The organism is Burkholderia sp. Ac-20353 (assembly GCF_017104785.1).
GTDB lineage: Bacteria > Pseudomonadota > Gammaproteobacteria > Burkholderiales > Burkholderiaceae > Burkholderia.
The window spans coordinates 1-18,503 of sequence record NZ_JAAGPL010000022.1; the positions used below are offsets into that span (position 1 = coordinate 1).

An 18,503-nucleotide genomic window follows, 5' to 3' on the forward strand; every position below is an offset into this window, starting at 1 on the left:
CTTGGCCAGATCGACGCCGATACGAGTAATCTTGTCCATGACTTTCCCCTTCTCAGATGGGTTGCCAGCACCAACCATCGTGGCATATCCGCATGCCACGGGATCGGGAAAGTCCTTTCTAATTCGAAGCGACTATGTAGAACATCACGTAGCGCAGCAGGAATTCTCCCCCTTCCCGGCCTTTGGCCGGCGAGCGTCAGCGAGAGGGGGAGAAGGATGTCAAGATTTGAACTTCAACTCGCACTAGTCCTCCCAATGGACGAAACTCAAGCAAAGAAGGGCAAACACACGCGTCCGTGCCGATTGCCGACGATCTTAAGGTCGGCGCCGACTGACCGCAACTGGGCGCCCCCCGACAGTCTGCGCCCCGCTTCCCGACAATCGGCGCTCAACCCTTTCGCTTGACGGCCACGGCGCCGCGTCAGAAGCCGCGCGCCAGTGCACGCGCGGCTTCCACTGCCACATGCCGTCCTGCTCGCCCGTCGTCGCCGAGCAGCGTCTTCTCGACCACGATGCCCTGCACGTCGGTCACGCCGACGAACTTCAGCCACATCTCGACATACGGCCGCTGCAGATCGTATTCGCGCGCCGGTGTGAACGATCCCGGCGACGCGTAATCGAGCCCGCGCGCATAGACGACCGCCGCCTTCCTGCCGGCAAGCTTGCCCGCAAACCCTGTGCCGTCGAACGTGAACAGCACGTCCTTCTGCGAAATCACGTCGATCAGGTGCTTGAGCTTGTACGGGATGCCGAAATTCCACAGCGGGATGCCGAACAGCAGCTTGTCGGCCGCGTGAAAGGGCGCTGCGAGCGCCTCGATGCGCGTCCAGGCCGTCGCCTGGGCCGGCGTCAGTGCGGCGCCTGAGAGCCCCGCGTACTTGGCCGCCATCGCGTCGCCGTCGAATTCCGGCAACGCGAGACTCCAGACGTCGAGTGTTTCGACGGTATCCGCCGGGTGGGCTTCGAGGTACGCGTCGAGAAACGCGCGGCAGATGTCGATGGAGGCTGAATCGCGCTTGCGCGGCGAGCATTCGATGTAGAGCAGTCGAGCCATGTCGGTCATTCCTGTGCGACGGAGGAGGGGAAGCCGCGAGCGGATGCCCGCGAACACAGCGACAAGGCTAACGGGGCGGCGTATCATCCGGAAACGATATTAATTCGTGCCACTTACCTGATTTGGTGATGAATGAACACGCCACTCGATACCGCGCTGCTCCACACGTTCGTCACGGTCGCGGACGCGCGCAGCTTTACCGGCGCGGGGCGCCGGCTGCATCTGAGCCAGTCGGCGGTCAGCGCGCAGGTCGCGCGGCTCGAGGAGCAGGCAGGATGCATGCTGCTGATGCGCAATACCCGCACCGTGTCGCTGACCGATCAGGGCCTGCTGTTGCTCGGCTATGCGCGCGCGATGCTCAATCTCAGTGCCGAGGCCAGGGCGTGCCTGGGCGGCGCGGGCGCACCGGGGCGGCTGCGCGTCGGCGCGTCGGACGAGTTTGCGTGCGGCTGGCTGCCTGACATCCTGCGTCGCTTCGGCGCGCGCCATCGCGGGCTGGCGCTCGAGCTCGCCGTCGACGTGCCGGGCAATCTGGTTCAGGCGTTCGACGCGGGCCGCTTCGATCTGGTGGTCGGTGGCCGTTGCGAGCACGACGAGCGGGGCATCCGCCTCGGCGCCGAGCCGCTCGTGTGGGCGTTCGCGCGCCATGAACCGTTGCCGGAAGGCGCGCTGCCGCTCGCGTGCATTCCCGAGCCATGTCCGTTCCGCGAGGCGGCGCTCACGGCGCTCGCCCGCGCCGAGGTCGCGTCGCGCATCGCGTGCGTCAGCCCGAGCATGGCCGGTGTGAAGGCGGCGGCGCGGGCCGGGTTCGCGGTAACGCCGCTGCCGCGCAGCGCGATCGATGACGGGTTGCGGGAGCTGACGTCGGTGGATGGCCTGCCGCCGCTTCCGAGCGTCGAATACGTGCTGATGCACGACGCCGGCGGGGCGATCGTGCGCGAACTCGCGCAGACGATTCGGGACGAGTTCGAGATGCGGCCGCTTGGCGGTGGGCTGCCGGCTGAGAAAGTGCACGCGCGATTGTCCTGACGGCAATCGCGCGTGCCGAGCATGTCGGTCGTGTCAGGCGCGTGTCAGAACACGCGCTGGCCGATCCACCACCCGCCGGCAGCAAGCAATGCGGACGCCGGGATCGTCAGCACCCACGCCCACACGATGTTGCCGGCGACGCCCCAGCGCACCGCCGACAGCTTGCGCGTTGCGCCGACGCCGACGATCGCGCCAGTGATCGTGTGCGTCGTCGACACCGGGATGCCGAGCCACGATGCGATGAACAGCGTCATCGCGCCGCCCGTTTCGGCGCAGAACCCGCCGACCGGCTTCAGCTTCGTGATCTTCTGGCCCATCGTGCGGACGATTCGCCAGCCACCGAACAGTGTGCCGAGACCCATCGACAGGTAGCACGCGCCGATCACCCACGCCGGCGGCGCATCGGAGGTCGTCGCGGCGTAGCCGGTCGCGATCAGCAGCATCCAGATGATGCCGATCGTCTTCTGCGCATCGTTGCCGCCGTGACCAAGGCTGTACAGCCCGGCCGACAGCAGTTGCAGCCGGCGGAAGCGGCGGTCGACCTTGCTCGGCGGCGAGCGGAAAAACAGCCACGACACGCCGAGCATGAACAGCGAACCGAGGATGAAGCCGAGCAGCGGCGAGATGAAGATGAACGCGATCGTCTTCATCAGCCCGTCGATGTTCAGCGATCCCCAGCCCGACTTCGCAAGCGCCGCGCCGACGAGGCCACCGATCAGCGCATGCGACGAGCTCGACGGAATCCCGTAGTACCAGGTGATCACGTTCCAGCCGATCGCGCCGATCAGCGCGCCGAACACGACGTAGTGGTCGACGATCTCAGGGTCGATCGTGCCTTTGCCGACGGTCTGCGCGACCTTCAGGTGGAAGATGAAGTAGGCGATGACGTTGAACACGGCGGCAAATGCCACCGCCTGCTGCGGCTTCAGCACGCCGGTGGACACGACGGTGGCGATCGAGTTCGCCGCGTCGTGAAAACCGTTCATGAAGTCGAATACGAGCGCGACGAGCACGAGCGCCGCGACCATCCATAGGGCGAGTTGTATTGAATGCATCGCGTCTCACTCAGGCGTTTTCCAGCACGATGCCTTCGACGATGTTTGCGACATCCTCGAATTTGTCGGTGATGCGTTCGAGCAGGTCATACACGCCCTTCAGCTTGATCAACGTCTTCACGTCGTCCTCTTCGCGAAAGAGCTTCGATGTCGCGGAGCGCAGCACCCGATCGGCGCGGGTCTCCAGCGCGTCGATCTCCTCGCAGGCCTTGAGAATCAGCGCCGACTGCTTCATGTCGGACAGCAACTTGACCGCCTGCTGCGTCTGCAGCGCCGATTGCGTGACGATATGCGCGAGCTCGCTCGCTTCCGAGGTCACGGATTTCAGGTCGTAGACCGCGACGGTCGTGACGACGTCTTCCATCAGGTCCAGGATGTCGTCGAGCGTCGTGATCAGCTTGTGGATCTCGTCGCGGTCGATCGGCGTGATGAAGGTCCGGTGCAACGCTTCCAGCGCGTCGCGCGCCAGCTTGTCGCCGGCCCGTTCGGCTGCCTCGACGTTGGTCATCCGCATCTCGGTGTCGGCGAGATTGTCGATGAGCATCTGAAGCTCGCCGGCCGCCGACACGATGTGCTGTGCGTGTGTATTGAAGATGTCGAAAAACTTGTTCTCGACGGGAAGAAGTCGCCCAAGCATGGTTTCTCCGGGAAAGGGTGAGGGGGTTATTCGAGTTCGGCCGCGCGCGGGTCGCGCAGCGTGTTGTTCCCGAACGCGGTGTGCCGGCGATCCGCCAGGATCTGCAGGTCGAGCGGCCGCCGATTGACGATCGAACTGGTGTGCTGCGCCGACAGGTCGGGATTGACGAAGTACATCAGCGACTTGCGCGGCGTCGGCGTGCGGGGCCGCTCGACCGCGTGCTGCATCGCCGGGACTTCTCCGTCGGTGAGCGCTTCGAGGAGCGAGCCGGCCAGCACGATGATTTCGTCGGGCCGGGGCGTTACAGACACCGGCGCCGAATCGGGCAACAGCACCAGGCCGGGCGCGGTCGGCTTGATGAACGACAGCAGATGGCCGTCCTCGTGCGGATCCTGCAGGTATTCGCGGTCGTAGCGGCAGTAATCCGGGTTGTATTCGCAGAACTGAAGGTACGAACTGTTTCTGACCGGCAGTTGGGGCGTGCCGCCCAGGTTTTCGCATACCGCATCGAGCAGGTTTTGCGCGACCTCGTTGATGCAGGTCTCGTACGCGGCCATCGTGCGATAGAACTCGGATTTGACCAGCGGAAAGCCTTGATGGGCGTCGCGCCGCGCAGCCCAATAGCAGAATCGTTCGCACAGGTCTGGCCGTTCACGTGTATTCGAATACTCGAGCCCGAACGGCAGGAATCCGTCGGTCTCTTCCGGAAACGAGAAAGCGCGCTTCTGCCGGCGATCCAGGCTTTCATAGGACGCGACGATCCGGTTGAAATGCATGAGCATCGCGTAGGGCATCTTGAAGTAGACGTAGCTATCCCGGATCAGACGGCTTGCATAGAGCTTCATACTGGTCTGCATGGTGTTCTCCCGGCACATCGGATGTTGATCGGTGGAGGCCCGGTCAGCGGCGAATCTGGCAGTCACGCGTATTCGCTTCGCTGGGGCGCAACAGCAGCCGCAACAAGCAGTCGCGTCGCAGCGGATGCGAGTCGGATGGCCTCAACGTGAAACGTGCAATGAACCCGCGGCGGTTTGCGGCGGATAGCGATCGTCGCGGCGATGCGCGCGAGCGTGGAGCGACTGAACGTCGTCGCGGCGGAAGTGGATGGGCCCGCACGGGTGCCCGGAAGTGTTGCGTAGTGTCATGTGAAGCTCCTGGCGCCTGGCATCGCGCGGCAGGAGCGTCACGGCGTCAACGACGGACGAGCGCGTCCCGCCGCGCCGCGTTCGGCGCGATTGGCTGATGAAGGTAAGGAAGGGGAGCGCTCGCCGGAATGGCGCGCGTGCGCGCCCCGGCGAGCGGTAATCGGCTACTGTCGTCATCCATTTCGAACTCCTGTCGATCGTAACGGCACGTGCGCGCGCCTGCGCCGCGCATGCACAGGCATGCGGCCGAAGGCGAGCACGTGACGCGGGTCACGCACGGACGCCGCTCGACGGGTCGAACGGCAACTGAAATGTGTAGCACGGGAATTTCGGATCGGCGGGATGGCCGAACCGGAAAGACACCGCATCCTGCTTTCCGGGGATGCGGCAGAAGACAAGGCTCTGCGAAGCTTCCTCAGTCGGCAGTCAGGTTGGTGCAGGACCAACTACAACTCGCATCGGTAGGCACAGCAGCCTCCATGTGTTGAAACGAGCGCAATGGTAAGAGGGAATCGCGCAGCGCGTCAATCAAAAACTTCGCGGGCGTCGTTGACGATTCCTGCGGATTTTCGTTCCGGCGCGCACGGGCTTTGCCGGCGTCGAAATCCGTTGGATCCGATTGCGCCGATGGCGGGAGCGCGGCGCCGAACGATGCCAATTGTCAAGTAAAACGAACAAAATTGAGATAGTGGTGTGCTGCGCGGTCGGCAGGCTCGGCCGCGTCGAGACTGCCGTACGTACCGCACCTGCGATCGATGTGCGTGTATGCGCGAAACGCGCCGCGCATCACGCCTGTCTGACGATGACGGCCGTGCCGTAGCAGATCACTTCGGTGACGCCCGTGCCGATTTCAGTCGAGTCGTAGCGCATCGCGACGACCGCGTTCGCACCGAGCTTGCGCGCGTCGTCGAGCATCTTCTCGAACGCGTGCTGGCGAGCTTTTTCGCAGAGCGACGTATAGAGCGTGATGTTGCCGCCGAACAGCGTCTGCAGCGATGCGCCGAACGAACCGACGATCGAGCGCGAGCGCACGATGATGCCCTGCGCGACGCCGAGCGAACGGACGGTCGTGTGGCCGGGCAGGTCGAACGCGGTCGTGACGCGTGCCGGGGTGAGTTCGTCATTGGAGCGGAGGGTGTCGTGCATGGCGGGAAGGCGCGGGGTCGCGCGAGGTGATCGAGCGACGATTCTAGCCTGATGCGCGCGTGCATCAACGCAGCGCGCGACGGTCGCTGCGCGGGCTGATGCCGAAGCGGGTGCGATAGGTGCGCGAGAAATGCGACGGCGATTCGAAGCCGCACGCGACGCAGATCGCGGTGATCGTCATGTCGGTCTGCTGCAGCAGTTCGCGCGCGCGGTCGAGCCGCAGGTTCAGGTAGAAGCGTGTCGGCGTGTCGTTCAGCGTCGCGCTGAACAGCCGCTCGAGCTGGCGGCGCGTGATCGAGACTTCGTCGGCGAGTGCGTCGGGCCCGAGCGGATTCTCCATGTGCCGCTGCATCGTGCCGATCACCTGGATCAGCTTGCGGTTGTGCACGCCATAGCGGGCGGCGATTTCGAGCCGCTGGCTGTCCGAGCGCTGGCGGATCCGGCTGACGACGAACTGCTCCGAAATCGCGGCCGCGAGATCCGCACCGTGCCGCCGGCCGATCAGATCGAGCATCAGGTCGATCGATGCGGTGCCGCCCGCGCACGTGATGCGCCGCTCGCCGATCTCGAACAGTTCTTGCGTCGCCTTCAGGTCCGGATAGCGCTCGCGGAATGCGGCGAGCGCTTCCCAATGCAGCGTGAGCGTATCCGACCGACCGAACAGCCCGGCTTCGGCGAGCACGAAGCTGCCGGTGTCAATCCCGCCGAGCGTTGCGCCGTGCCGATGCTGACGCCGCAGCCAGTCGCCGAGCGCGCGCGTGTAGCAGACGAGCGGATCGAAACCCGCGACGACGAACACCGTGTCGACGCGCTCGACGTCCGCATACGCGGCTTCCGCGGCGAGCGGAATGCCGTTGCTCGCGGGCACCGGCGCACCGTCCGCGCTGAGCACGTGCCAGCGATAGAGCTCGGTGCGAAAGCGGTTCGCGACGCGCAACGGTTCGAGTGCGGACATGAAGCCGAGTGCGGAGAAACCGGGCAGCAGCAGGAAATGGAAATCCTCGGGCATGGCGGGCGGGTCTGGATCAGATGCGGACAGCGCTTGTGCTTCGCTGCGGTTGCGAGGCCGCATGTCGCTTTCGCGGCGTCGTATCAGGGTTGTTCCGACGTGAAGGACTGGCGCTTTCGATATTCGGCAGGGGTGATGCCGACATGTTTTGCAAAACTCCGCCTCAGCGTGTCGATGTTTGCGAAGCCGCACTTTGCGGCGACCTGCTTCGGCGTGTCGTGTCCATTCTCCAGCAGTTTGCGGGCCGCGGATATGCGGGTTGTCTCGACCCATGCGGCGGGCGTCATGCCGACTTCCGAGCGGAACAGCCGGGCGAAGTGCCGGGCGCTCATTCCCGCGTGCTTTGCCATTTCCGCGACGGAGTGGTCAAGCTCCGGGTTGGCCGCGATCCATCGCTGGACCTCCTGCAGCACGGAGCGCCCGACCGGACGCGCTTCGCCCTTGCGACTGAACTGGAGCTGCCCGCCAGGGCGCTTGAAGAACATCACCAGTTGCGCCGCGACGCGCCGTGCAATGTCCTGGCCGAGATCCTCTTCCACGAGGGCCAGCGCGAGATCCAGGCCGGCTGTCACGCCGGCGCCCGTTCGCAGCTTGCCGTCGCGCACGTACAGCGCATCTTCGTCGACCGAGAGCGATGGATAGGCCTGAGCCAACGCTGCGGCTGCGGCCCAATGCGTGGTCAGGCGACGCCCTTTCAGCAGGCCGGTCGCCGCGAGTATGAATGCGCCAGTGCAGATCGAACCGTAGCGTTTGCTTTGGACAGCCGTCGATCGCAGCCATGCGAGCACATCGGCGCGAAGCGCGACTTGGCCGGCGCTCGGCGCACCGGCGACAAGCAGTGTGTCGATGCGTTCGGGGATATTGGGGATCACCCAATCCGCCAGAATTTTCGCGCCGGAAGAACTGCGGAGCGGGCCCGGTTCGCTGGCGATGATCCGCAACGTATAGAACGCCTTGCCGAGCTCGGCGTTCGCTTGTGCGAATACGTCGAGCGGAGCGGAGACATCGAGCAGCTGGACGCCAGGGACGGCGAAGATACCCACGACTTTCGGCATGACCGGATCTGAGAGGTGGTGCGACGAACGTGACGGGTAGCAGTATAGACGCCCAGTGGTGCACGTCACGTTGCCGCTATTCGATCCTGATTGGCCGCGCGACCAGTGTGCGAACCAGGCACGTATTGCTTGTCTTGCGATTCCGGCGCCGTGTCCGTCAGTCACGCAAGATGGCAGGATTTGTCGTGACGCGTCTATTGAAGACAGCTATCGAATCCGGAGAATTGAAGGGGTTTTCCATGGAGGTCGATCATGACTGTGAACGTTGCCGGCATCACCATTCCCGATAGCCAGTTGACTCGCGAGATCACGGAGCTGGTTCGCGATACGGCGTCGCCTTTGCTGTTCCACCACTCGAGCCGCGTCTACTACTTTGCCGCGCTGGCAGGGCAGCGTCGCGGGCTCAAGTACGATCCCGAGCTGCTCTACTGCGGGTGCATGTTTCATGACATGGGGCTGACGCACACGCACAGTAGCGAGTGCGAGCGCTTCGAGGTGGACGGCGCCAATGCCGCGCGAGATTTCCTCGGAAGCAAGGGCATTGCCCAGCACGACATCGACGTGGTGTGGACGGCGATTGCGCTGCACACGACGCCGGGGATTCCGCAGCACATGCATCCCGTTATCGCTCTCGTGACGGCCGGCGTCGAAATGGATGTGCTCGGGCTCACGTATGCGGAATACAGCGACGTCGAACGCGAGGCTGTCGTTCGTGCACATCCGCGTACGCGTCACTTCAAGGAGGACATCATCCAGGCGTTCTACGACGGGATCAAACACAAGCCGGATTCGACGTTCGGTAATGTGAAGGCGGATGTGCTGGCGGACAAGGATCCGCATTTTCATGCAGGGAATTTCTGCAGTGTGATTCGGGCTTCGGGTTGGGTGGGGTGAGTTTGCTTCGTGCGATGCGGGGTTTCGGCGGAGAGGCTTTGGTCGTGCATGACTGCCGCACCGTCGAACCGGATCTGATGCACGTGCCCCGAACCGTAATGCAGCCAGTCGATCTTGCGCTCGCCGGAAATCGTCGTGCTGATCCGGTTGCCGAGTTCGTCGTGCGTATGCGCGAGCCAACCGGTCGGCGTGTATTCCTCGAGCACTTCGCCGAGCGACCCGTACTTCCGGCTGACCCGATTCTTCGGCGAAGGCCCCCGCGCGCAGCCAGCGCATACAGTTCGGCCGACGCAATCCGCCCGACCTTGTCGGACAGATACTCGCATCGCTCGCGAACGGCTTCCTTGGCCGTCAGTCGACCGAGCGGGTCTTGTTCGTATTTAGAGTTGATCAGATTTCATGATTTTGGAAACAGCCACTCATGATATTTTAGCTTATCATCATCCGTTACCACCCCACTCTCAAGATCATCAATAAATTTCGTTTGTGCGCGAATCTCTGATTCAACTGGATTTTTGATGCCAGCCGGAAGAATTTCGAACCCCTCCAGATAGTCGACCCTATTGATGACCTGCTCGGCACAACTCACCAGTTCAATTACCGAATGAGAACGCACCCACGCAGTAAGAAAAGATATCGCAGATAATAGATCTGCTGCTCCTTGCGCATCAGCATCATCATCCATGCTGATATCGTCCATATCCCATTCGCGAATTCTTAGTTCCGATAAATCCGAATCGGATTCATTTCCCGCCCAAACACTATTCAACCCATCGAGGATATGCGTGTGGAGCTCTGGCGCTAACAAGTTGGAGTAACGAGACAGGAAATCAAATATTGAGCTTTCTCCGGTAAGTGCGAGGCAGCACCACGCGGCAAATTTCAGTTGATCCTCAGATTTGAGCTTGACCAGTTCCCTCGCCAAGTTCTCTTTATGTTCGGTAACCGTAGTCATTCGATACCCCTAATCGAAAATGCCGCCAGCCTCATCGACGTGCGGCTGACAATGGATGCAGGAAGCGTTCCGTTGTAGCCCGCCCCACGAAATCCCCCACCGAGTAACCTCTGCCCCATCTGGTAAATTTCGCAAGATGATACGCTCGGCATGGTTTTCTAGTCTTTCATAACCGCTAACTGCCTTTGCTCCCCAGAATATATTTTCTTTGGGAACGCCTAGTCTTTCTAGGGCTTCGCGTTGAGCAGGGGTTACCTTCCCGCCGCTTGCAGACGCAAACAACTCCGTTTTGCCGCCCACTTTCGCCTCGACTATGGCCACCGTTGAATTCCGAAGCGCCCAGTCATCGCGCGCCAAGCCGTGCACCTCACGAGCTTTTGAACTAAGCTCACCGCACGCCCACCCCCACGGATCGATCCAAACCAATGGATTAGGCGTATATCGATACAGGTTTGAACCACCCGCAAGTCCAATCGGATCCGGATTGATGAATCTCCCAACATCCGGATCATAAAACCGGAACGTGTTGTAATGCAGCCCCGTCTCGCGATCCAGATACTGCCCTTGAAAGCGCAGATTCTGCGGTCGCGGCACCTGCCCCGGCGCCACAGCGACAGCCTGCACCGCCCCCCAAGCCGCTGCTGCCCGCCGCGGTGCCCGCTGGACCCATTCCTCCTGCACCGTGTTGCCCCACACCTTATAGCGCGCTTGCCAGACCAGCGCGCCATCGGCGTCGGTCAGTTCCTCCGGCAACCCCGACACGTCGTTATGAAAATAATAGACCGCGTCCTGTCCCGCGGCGTCATTCGCCGCCGGCCCGGCATGATCGATCCGCGCGAGCGGCACATAGCCGTCCGATTCATACAGGTAGGTCAGCGCATCCGTCCCTTGCCGATCGTGATACGTCTCCTGCACGAGCCGCATCCCGTCCCACAGGAAATCGGTGCTGGCATAGCTGCCGTTGAGCTTGCGGATACGACGGCCGAACGCGTCGTATTCGAAGTGCGTGGTCGACACGCCGAGCCGATCCTTCACCACCACGCTCTTGAGCTGGTGCCAGTCGTCGTATTCGAAGGTCTGTTGCTTCGTCGGCCCGTGCCCGCTCAGCTTGCGCGACAAGCGCCCGTACGCGTCGTATTCGAAGCGCTTGTCCTCGAACATCGTGAGCCGGTTGTGCTCGACAAAACCGCCCGGATGATCGCTCGACACGAGGTTGGCGGCCGCATCCCAGCGGAACACCTCCGACGGCAACCCGGGCCCGGTGGCCTGCTCGATGCGCCCGGTCGGGTCGTAGCGATAGGAGATGGCGCCATACCGCTGGTCGCGCTTCTGGATCACGTCGCCCGCGGCGTCGTATTGCCATTGCTTGCCGAGGAGGGCGTCGGGCGACGCGCCGCGCTGCGCGGTGTGCTGCGCGCGGCGACCGACGCTGTCGTAGCCGAACCGGCTGGTGAGTCGGCCCTGGGTCCGCAACACTTCGCGATGCAGGTCGTCGCGTTCGATGTCCGTGACCGCGGCACCGTCGAACCGGATCTGGTGCACGTGCCCCGAGCCGTAATGCAGCCAGTCGATCTTGCGCTCGCCGGAAATCGTCGTGCTGATCCGGTTGCCGAGTTCGTCATACGTATGCGCGACCCAGCCGGTCGGCGTGAATTCCTCGAGCACTTCGCCGCGCGACCCATACTTCAGGCTGACCCGATTCTTCATCGACGGCCCGCGCGCAGCCAGCGCATACAGTTCGGCCGACGCAATCCGCCCGGCCTTGTCGTACAGATACTCGCATCGCTCGCGACCGGCTTCCTTGGCCGTCAGTCGACCGAGCGGGTCGCGTTCGTATCGCGTTTCGAGCTGCCCGTCCCGCACGCTGACACCCTGTCCGCGCGCATCGTAGGCGTACGTGCGCCGCTTGCCATCGAGGCCGATTTCCTCGGCCAGCAGATCGCGGCGATCGTAGTGGAAGCGATAGGTCTCGCGATTCTCGTTGGTCAGCGCGGAAAGCCGGAATGCGTCGTCATACGCGAACTTGACGACGCGGCCTGCCGCGTCGGTCCGCGACTTCAACAACCCGCGAGGGTTCAGTTCGTAGCGTGTGCTGCGCTGATTCGGATCGACCACCTCGACCAGGCGGCCGGCCGCATCGTAACGGAACGCTTGACGCGCACTGTCAGCGGATGCGATCGCCGTGACACGACCCATCGCATCCGTCTCGTAGGCCGTGGACTGGCCCGCCGCATCCGTCACGCGCGCCAGCGCGCCGCGGGTGTCGTAAGCAAACCGCGTGGTCTTGCCCGAGCAGTCCGTGTAGGCAGTGAGTTGCGCACGGGCATTCCACGCGAGATGCTTGTAACCGCCGCGCGCGTCGCGAATCGTGTGCACGAGGCCGCGTTCGTCCCGGTGGTATTCGGTCGCGAATCCGGCCGGATCGCGCGTCATCGTCAGGTTGCCGCGCGTGTCGTAGCGGTAGAGCCAGCGCGCGTTCGTCGGGTCGGTCTCCGCGACCGGCAGGTCGAAGAAGCCGTTCCATTCGGTGCGTTCGACCTGGCCGAGCGCATCGATGCGCACCGTCTGGCGGCCGCGCTCGTCGTACTCGAATTTCGTGGTGTGGCCGGCCGGATCGGTCGCGCTGACGAGCTGTCGCATCGCGTTCCATTCGAAGCGCCACACATGACCTTCCGCATCCGTGTGGCTGGTCGGCTGCTGGTCCTCGTTCCAGGTCCAGCGCGTGACGCGGCCCAACTGGTCGGTGATCGTCACCGCGCGCTTGTCGAGGTCGGCGTCGAACGTATAGGCCTCGCCGTCGTCGGTCCAGTGGCGCACGACGCGCGCGTTGCGCCCGGTGCCTTGCCACGCGTAGAAACACCGCAGGCCGCCGGGCAGCGTGTGCTCGGTCATCAAGCCGTTTTCGTACGCGAAGTGCCGTCGCGTATGCCCGCTGCGGTCGGTCACCGACGCGAGTTCGCCCGCAGGCGTGTACCCATAGCGCACCAGCGTTTCCGGCAACTCGCCGTCGACACCGTGCGTCAGGTCGATCGCAGCGATGCGTTGCGGGAGCGCTGCAGCGTAGCGCAGCGTCAGCATGCGGCCCGCGCTGTCATGGAGGCGGGCAGGGCGGGTCACGTCGCCGGCGGTTTCCCGCTCGACCTCGATCCAGTTGCCGTTGCGATCCTCGAGCCGCCACAATGCGAGCTTTTCCGTGGCTGCATCGGGCGACGCGGCCAGCCCGAAATCGCGGTACAGGCCATCGACGGTCTCGATCACATAGTGGCCGCCCGTCGTGCAGATCAGGTAGATGCCTTCGGGCACGCTGAAGTGGCTTTCACCGGGCATCACGGCCGGGAATACGATGTCGCGCCCCTGTTCGTCCCAGTAAGTGATCGACGCAATCTCGCCATTGTCTCGCGCGAGCCGCAGCTCGACGCTGAACGGCACGCTCCAGCCGCGGCCGAACAGGTTGTCGGTCCGGTCATCGTGGCTGCTGTAAAAGCGCTGCCAGACGATCGGCAGCGGGCTCGATAACTCGAAGTCGGTATCGTCCGCGCCATCGAGAATCTTGCCTCCGGTGATCACGTTGACCGGGTGGCCGGCCGACGGCCGCATCAGGCTGCCGAGGTAAGTGCCGAACGCACTGGCCGCGAAATTCATCGCCAGACACGGCAGCGCGCTCTTGAGCGAACTCCAGTTCATCTTGCCGCGGCCGCACAGCGCCAGCGCGATACCGATCGCGGCGCCGAGCGCCGAGACCCATTTCCGGGCGGGCATGACGTCGCGCACGCGTTGCGTGCCGCCGCCGATGAACACGTTGTCCGACCCTTCGGCAATCGAGCCGTCACAGGTGGTCTTGTCGCCCACCCGGGCCGCGGGCTGGTCGTTGATGTAGACGTTGGTCGAGCCGTCCGCAATCATCTGCGGGCCGGAATGGTTCTCGCAGGTGATCGTGTCCGCGTCGGCGGGCTGGGCAGCCCGCGCGGCAGCACGGCCGTTCACGAACACGTTGCCCGAGCCGCTGTTGATCTTGCCTTTGATCTCGGGCGGGGCGATGGCGTTGCCCAGCGCCTTTGCCGCATGGTCGATCTCGTCGTTGAGTCCCGAGCCTTCCATTGCAGCGGCCACGCCGAGGCCGATCCCGATGACGAGCGGCGTCGCCAGGCCACCGCTGCCGATTTCCAGCGCGGCGAGACCTACCACGACGGCGCCTTCCACGAGCGTGGTCAGTGCCCACCCGACAGCCATCCCGCCGAGCAGCGACCCGCCCATCCCGAGCAGGTCGCCGAGCAACGATGTGTGCTGGATCGGATCGTGTTCGCGGGCGGCGGCGAACGGTTCGCTGCTCACGGTGCGTTGCCCGGGCGACCGAGCAGGGTCGGACGCGCGGTGCGCGGCTGGAAGCTGTCGAGCATCTGCGCGGCAATCGCCCGCTGCTCATCGGTCAACGGCGCAGCGCTCGTCAGCGTCATCACGAGCATCTGCCCCGCATCGTCGGCCGGAAACACCGTCTGAATCTGATGCCTGAGCTTGCCGTCCAGCTCGTGGGTCGCTTCGATCTGGATACCGGACCGTCCCCCGACCGTCAGTTGCCGGCGCGACTGCTCGGTCAGTTTTGGCGCTTCGCGGGTCGCGAGTGCCCATTCCCGGGCAACGAACGCATCGAGGTCCTCGCCGTCGCGCAGTCGCCCGCGCGAGATCACGAGATTCAGCCCGCCGGGGCCGACGTTGAGCATCAGGATGTTGACCGTGCGGTCCAGCGCCGCATCCGGCAACACGAACGTCCCTTCGTGAATCGCGTAGTGCATGATTTCGTTTTTGTTGGTTATGCGTATTACTTGTTGAGATCGATGCGCTGACCATTGATCGACACGCCCGAATCGTCGAGCATGATCACGGAGCCCTTGTGCTCGAGGCGAATGCCTTCCGGCGCGAGCATGATGCAGCTGTCCTTCACCTTCAGCATCACGCCGCGCTCGGCCTCGTATTGCTGCGTGCCGCCGCCGCCGTCCTGCGCCGGCGTGAGCACCTCGACCGTCGACGCGGTGGTGCTGCGTTTCTGCGCGATCACCTCGGTCAGGTTGCCTTGCGCGATCTGCTTGGTTTCGTCGCCGGCAGCGACGAGCACGGTGCGCGAGCCGCCGATCACACGGTGCGTCTCGCTGTCCTCGATCACGGTGTTCATGTCCTTCTGCGCGTGCATGAACAGTTCCTGCTTGCCGTTCGTATCGGTCATCCGGATCTCGTTCGAGCCCGCTCCCTTGTGCGTCTGGCTCTTGATCCCCATCGTCTGCCCGGCGGCCCCGTGATACGGGTTGCCTTGCGCGCCGTTGTAGACGCGCCCGACGATCACCGGGTTGTCGGGGTCGCCCTGGTTGAACGCGACGAGGACTTCCTGCTTGATCCGCGGAATGGCGGCCGCGCCCCAGCCTTCGCCCGCCCACGGCTGCGACACGCGGATCCACATCGAATCCGAGCCGTCCCGCTTGCCGCGACGGTCCCACAGGAAGTGCAGCTTCACGGCGCTGCCGTTGGTATAGATTTCCTCGCCCTTGGGCCCGACCACGATCGCGGACTGCGTGCCATGGATCACGGGCTTCGGCGTATGCCGCGCCGCGCGGTACGGCAGCTTGTTCGGCAGCAGCGCGAAGCTGTTGCGATAGGGTAGCTTCGCCGTATGCTGCGTGTAGTCGTTCACGGCTTCGTGCCGCACATGCAGGATCGCGTATTCCTGGTTGTTTGCGAGCACCGGGTGATTCGTCACGGCCACGCAGCACGCGGCCGACATGCGCCACGCAAAACCGCCACCCGTGAAACGATGGGCCTGCGCTTCCTCCGCTTCCATCGCGTAGCGCGCATAGCGGTTGCCGTCGTCGCCGTGGTCGTACAGCGACTGGTGCTCGAACCGCTCGGTCGATTCGAGCCGCGCGTGCTTGAGCGTCTGTGGCGACGCCTCCGCCAGCATCAACGGCGAGCCCGGATTCTGATGGTTGAAGTCGCGGTACGTGACCTTGCCGACCCCGAAGCGGCGGCCTTCGTGCAACTGGTCAATGCCGTTGTACTCGCTCGACGCGCTGTCGGCGTATGGCACGGACGCAAGCCCGTCGATCGGCCGGAACACGAGGTTCGCTCCCCGATATCCCGACGCCACGCATAGGATTTGATCGGTGCGCTCGACCGCGCAACCCGCGCGTCGCAGCGCCGATCCGCATCGATCACCCCCGCCGAGCGGCCCGGGTCGGATCGAGGCAGTGCGCAAACGCCCGCGGCGCAACAAGACAAGCACGAACCGTGTTCAATCATCCGCAGAGCGCCGTCTGGCAAGGCATCGGCCCGATATAGTGGTTTTTACGCATAGTCGCACCTGGTCAAGAACAGGTCGCCAGCGGTCGCTTTGCCGCGAATATGGCTCGTTACTTTTGAGGCCACGATGCAGGCCGGGACGCATCCCGCGAACCGCCTGCTCGCTCCGTCGAACCGGGAGGAACCATGAAGTCGAGAAAGTTTGCCGCGCTGGGCGCGGCGTGGCTGGCGGCGTGCGTGTGGTCGACCGCGTCGCTGGCCGGGCAGGATCCGGAGAGCTGCCGCACCGTGCGCTTCGCCGACATCGGCTGGACCGACATCACGTCGACCACCGCGATGGCGTCGACAGTGTTCGAGGCGCTCGGCTACAAGCCGTCCACGACGATTTCGTCGGTGCCGATCTCGTTCGCGGGGCTCAAGAGCAAGCAGCTCGACGTGTCGCTCGGCTACTGGTGGCCCGTGCAGCAGAAGCAGCTGCAGCCGTTCCTCGACAGCAAGTCGATCAACGTCGTCGAGACGCCGAACCTGTCCGGCGCGAAGGCGACGCTCGCGGTGCCGAGCTTCGAATACCAGGCCGGCCTGAAGACCTTCGACGACATCGCGAAGCATCGCGCGGAACTCGACGGCAAGATCTACGGGATCGAGCCGGGCAGCAGCGCGAACGCGACGATCCAGAAGATGATCGACACGAACCAGTACGGGCTCGGCGGCTTCAAGCTCGTCGAATCGAGCGAGGCGGGGATGCTCGTCACGGTCGAGCGCGCGATCCGCGACAAGAAGTGGGTCGTGTTTCTCGGGTGGGAACCGCATCCGATGAACATCCAGATCGGCATGAACTATCTGTCGGGCGGCGATGCGTCGTTCGGGCCGAACTACGGCGAAGCGCGCGTGTACACGCTGACCGCGCCCGACTTCATCGCACGCTGTCCGAACGCCGGCAAGCTGGTCACGAACCTGCGCTTCACGACGCAGCTCGAGAACCAGCTGATGCAGGCGGTGATGAACAAGACGAAGCCGGCCGAGGCCGCGAAGGCCTACCTGAAGAAGAACCCGCAGGTGCTCGATCCGTGGCTCGCGGGCGTGAAGACGTTCGACGGCAAGGACGGCCTGCCGGCGGTGAAGGCGTATCTCGGGCTGTGATCCGGCCTGTGATTCGCGCTGTGACTCGGCCTGTGACGGCCCCGCGCGCGGCCCAGCGCCGCGACGATCCACGAAGCAACCAGAACCCAACGAGGCAATCAGCATGAACCACGAAGTCATCGTGACGTGCGCCGTGACCGGCGCGGGCGATACGGTCGGCAGGCACCCGGCGATTCCGGTCACGCCGAAGGAGATCGCGGCCGCCGCGATCGAGGCCGCGAAGGCCGGCGCGACGGTCGCGCACTGCCACGTGCGCGATCCGCAGACGGGGCGCGGCAGCCGTGACCCGAACCTGTATCGCGAAGTGGTCGACCGGATCCGCTCGGCCGACGTCGACGTGATCATCAACCTGACGGCCGGCATGGGCGGCGATCTCGAGATCGGCCCGGGCGAGGACCCGATGCGCTTCGGCCGAGGCACCGACCTCGTCGGCGGGCTTACGCGGCTCGTGCACGTCGAGGAGCTGCTGCCGGAAATCTGCACGCTCGACTGCGGCACGCTGAATTTCGGCGACGGCGACTACATCTACGTGTCGACGCCCGCGCAGCTGCGCGCCGGCGCGAAGCGCATCCAGGAGCTTGGCGTGAAGCCGGAGCTGGAGATCTTCGACACGGGGCATCTGTGGTTCGCGAAGCAGCTGCTGAAGGAGGGGCTGCTCGACGATCCGCCGCTGTTCCAGCTGTGCCTCGGCATTCCGTGGGGCGCGCCGGCCGACACCGGCACGATGAAGGCGATGGTCGACAACCTGCCGCCGGGCGCGCACTGGGCCGGCTTCGGCATCGGCCGGATGCAGATGCCGATGGTCGCGCAGGCGATGCTGCTCGGCGGCCATGTGCGTGTCGGCCTCGAGGACAACCTGTGGCTCGATCGCGGCGTGCCTGCGTCGAATGGCTCGCTCGTCGAGCGTGCGCGCGAAATCGTCGAGCGTCTCGGCGGCCGCGTGCTGACGCCGGCCGAAGGGCGCCGCAAGCTCGGCCTGCCGCCGCGCGGCGAGCGTCCGCTCGAACGCCGCGCGATTGCCGAATTTGCGTGAAGTCACGCTGCATCACGGCGGCGCGCGCGTGAGCGGCCGCCACCCGATTCCACTCGATTAGAAGGA

14 protein-coding genes and 1 pseudogene are annotated in these 18,503 nt (G+C 64.3%); 4 read left to right on the forward strand and 11 right to left on the reverse strand.

The window, feature by feature from the left end; translation table 11 throughout:
- Positions 1 to 421 precede the first annotated feature (421 nt).
- Positions 422 to 1,054, reverse strand: coding sequence for an NAD(P)H-dependent oxidoreductase (locus G3N94_RS10355; RefSeq protein WP_205792292.1), 633 nt, complete (start codon positions 1,052 to 1,054; stop codon positions 422 to 424).
- 132 nt (positions 1,055 to 1,186) lie between these two features.
- Between G3N94_RS10355 and G3N94_RS10360 the strand changes: the two genes are divergently transcribed.
- Positions 1,187 to 2,083: a LysR substrate-binding domain-containing protein gene (locus G3N94_RS10360; RefSeq protein WP_205792293.1), complete on the forward strand. Its 897-nt coding sequence runs from the start codon at positions 1,187 to 1,189 to the stop codon at positions 2,081 to 2,083.
- 44 nt (positions 2,084 to 2,127) lie between these two features.
- On the opposite strand, the gene G3N94_RS10365 is transcribed toward G3N94_RS10360, so the two are convergent.
- The 6 genes from G3N94_RS10365 to G3N94_RS10390 all read right to left on the reverse strand — a co-directional run bounded on the left by G3N94_RS10365 (position 2,128) and on the right by G3N94_RS10390 (position 8,130).
- Positions 2,128 to 3,138, reverse strand: a complete 1,011-nt coding sequence (locus G3N94_RS10365) for an inorganic phosphate transporter (RefSeq protein WP_205792294.1) — start codon at positions 3,136 to 3,138, stop codon at positions 2,128 to 2,130.
- Positions 3,139 to 3,148: 10 nt separating this feature from the next.
- Positions 3,149 to 3,775 carry a DUF47 family protein gene (locus G3N94_RS10370; protein ID WP_205792295.1) on the reverse strand — a complete coding sequence of 209 codons (627 nt, stop codon included), beginning with the start codon at positions 3,773 to 3,775 and terminating at the stop codon, positions 3,149 to 3,151.
- A gap of 26 nt (positions 3,776 to 3,801) precedes the next feature.
- Complete coding sequence (locus tag G3N94_RS10375; protein WP_205792296.1) at positions 3,802 to 4,632, reverse strand: 2OG-Fe(II) oxygenase family protein; 831 nt, start codon at positions 4,630 to 4,632, stop codon at positions 3,802 to 3,804.
- Positions 4,633 to 5,706: 1,074 nt separating this feature from the next.
- Positions 5,707 to 6,066: a YbjQ family protein gene (locus G3N94_RS10380; protein ID WP_205792297.1), complete on the reverse strand. Its 360-nt coding sequence runs from the start codon at positions 6,064 to 6,066 to the stop codon at positions 5,707 to 5,709.
- Positions 6,067 to 6,130: 64 nt separating this feature from the next.
- Positions 6,131 to 7,075, reverse strand: a complete 945-nt coding sequence (locus tag G3N94_RS10385) for a GlxA family transcriptional regulator (RefSeq protein ID WP_205792344.1) — start codon at positions 7,073 to 7,075, stop codon at positions 6,131 to 6,133.
- A gap of 83 nt (positions 7,076 to 7,158) precedes the next feature.
- Entirely contained in the window at positions 7,159 to 8,130 is a 972-nt protein-coding gene (locus G3N94_RS10390) for a GlxA family transcriptional regulator (RefSeq protein ID WP_205792298.1), read from the reverse strand.
- A 252-nt stretch (positions 8,131 to 8,382) separates the two neighbouring features.
- Here G3N94_RS10390 and G3N94_RS10395 point away from each other — a divergent pair, with 252 nt between their 5' ends.
- On the forward strand, positions 8,383 to 9,024 hold the full coding sequence (locus G3N94_RS10395) for an HD domain-containing protein (protein ID WP_205792299.1): 642 nt from the start codon (positions 8,383 to 8,385) through the stop codon (positions 9,022 to 9,024).
- A 397-nt stretch (positions 9,025 to 9,421) separates the two neighbouring features.
- On the opposite strand, the gene G3N94_RS10400 is transcribed toward G3N94_RS10395, so the two are convergent.
- From G3N94_RS10400 to tssI, 4 genes and pseudogenes are all read right to left on the reverse strand, one after another.
- Complete coding sequence (locus G3N94_RS10400; RefSeq protein WP_205792300.1) at positions 9,422 to 9,979, reverse strand: hypothetical protein; 558 nt, start codon at positions 9,977 to 9,979, stop codon at positions 9,422 to 9,424.
- Between the two features lie 9 nt (positions 9,980 to 9,988).
- Positions 9,989 to 14,311, reverse strand: a complete 4,323-nt coding sequence (locus tag G3N94_RS10405; RefSeq protein ID WP_346778682.1) for an RHS repeat-associated core domain-containing protein — start codon at positions 14,309 to 14,311, stop codon at positions 9,989 to 9,991.
- Entirely contained in the window at positions 14,308 to 14,769 is a 462-nt protein-coding gene (locus tag G3N94_RS10410) for a DUF1795 domain-containing protein (protein ID WP_205792301.1), read from the reverse strand. The genes G3N94_RS10405 and G3N94_RS10410 overlap by 4 nt, the downstream gene beginning before the upstream one ends.
- Positions 14,770 to 14,795: 26 nt before the next feature.
- Positions 14,796 to 16,088, reverse strand: a pseudogene (tssI, locus tag G3N94_RS10415) (type VI secretion system tip protein TssI/VgrG); the annotation flags it as partial.
- A gap of 362 nt (positions 16,089 to 16,450) precedes the next feature.
- Here tssI and G3N94_RS10420 point away from each other — a divergent pair.
- Together G3N94_RS10420 and G3N94_RS10425 are read left to right on the forward strand one after the other, a co-directional pair.
- Positions 16,451 to 17,404, forward strand: coding sequence for a choline ABC transporter substrate-binding protein (locus G3N94_RS10420; RefSeq protein ID WP_205792302.1), 954 nt, complete (start codon positions 16,451 to 16,453; stop codon positions 17,402 to 17,404).
- Between the two features lie 103 nt (positions 17,405 to 17,507).
- Positions 17,508 to 18,437 carry a 3-keto-5-aminohexanoate cleavage protein gene (locus G3N94_RS10425; RefSeq protein WP_205792303.1) on the forward strand — a complete coding sequence of 310 codons (930 nt, stop codon included), beginning with the start codon at positions 17,508 to 17,510 and terminating at the stop codon, positions 18,435 to 18,437.
- Positions 18,438 to 18,503: the final 66 nt, after the last annotated feature.

Excerpts from the sequence above, each read along its gene's own strand:
- G3N94_RS10395 (WP_205792299.1), top strand. The coding sequence starts at position 8,383 with ATGACTGTGAACGTTGCCGGCATCACCATTCCCGATAGCCAGTTGACT.
- G3N94_RS10425 (WP_205792303.1), top strand. The coding sequence starts at position 17,508 with ATGAACCACGAAGTCATCGTGACGTGCGCCGTGACCGGCGCGGGCGAT.
- G3N94_RS10385 (WP_205792344.1), bottom strand. The coding sequence starts at position 7,075 with ATGCCCGAGGATTTCCATTTCCTGCTGCTGCCCGGTTTCTCCGCACTC.
- G3N94_RS10360 (WP_205792293.1), top strand. The coding sequence starts at position 1,187 with ATGAACACGCCACTCGATACCGCGCTGCTCCACACGTTCGTCACGGTC.
- G3N94_RS10370 (WP_205792295.1), bottom strand. The coding sequence starts at position 3,775 with ATGCTTGGGCGACTTCTTCCCGTCGAGAACAAGTTTTTCGACATCTTC.
- G3N94_RS10375 (WP_205792296.1), bottom strand. The coding sequence starts at position 4,632 with ATGCAGACCAGTATGAAGCTCTATGCAAGCCGTCTGATCCGGGATAGC.
- G3N94_RS10390 (WP_205792298.1), bottom strand. The coding sequence starts at position 8,130 with ATGCCGAAAGTCGTGGGTATCTTCGCCGTCCCTGGCGTCCAGCTGCTC.
- G3N94_RS10380 (WP_205792297.1), bottom strand. The coding sequence starts at position 6,066 with ATGCACGACACCCTCCGCTCCAATGACGAACTCACCCCGGCACGCGTC.
- G3N94_RS10410 (WP_205792301.1), bottom strand. The coding sequence starts at position 14,769 with ATGCACTACGCGATTCACGAAGGGACGTTCGTGTTGCCGGATGCGGCG.
- G3N94_RS10400 (WP_205792300.1), bottom strand. The coding sequence starts at position 9,979 with ATGACTACGGTTACCGAACATAAAGAGAACTTGGCGAGGGAACTGGTC.
- G3N94_RS10420 (WP_205792302.1), top strand. The coding sequence starts at position 16,451 with ATGAAGTCGAGAAAGTTTGCCGCGCTGGGCGCGGCGTGGCTGGCGGCG.
- G3N94_RS10365 (WP_205792294.1), bottom strand. The coding sequence starts at position 3,138 with ATGCATTCAATACAACTCGCCCTATGGATGGTCGCGGCGCTCGTGCTC.
- G3N94_RS10355 (WP_205792292.1), bottom strand. The coding sequence starts at position 1,054 with ATGGCTCGACTGCTCTACATCGAATGCTCGCCGCGCAAGCGCGATTCA.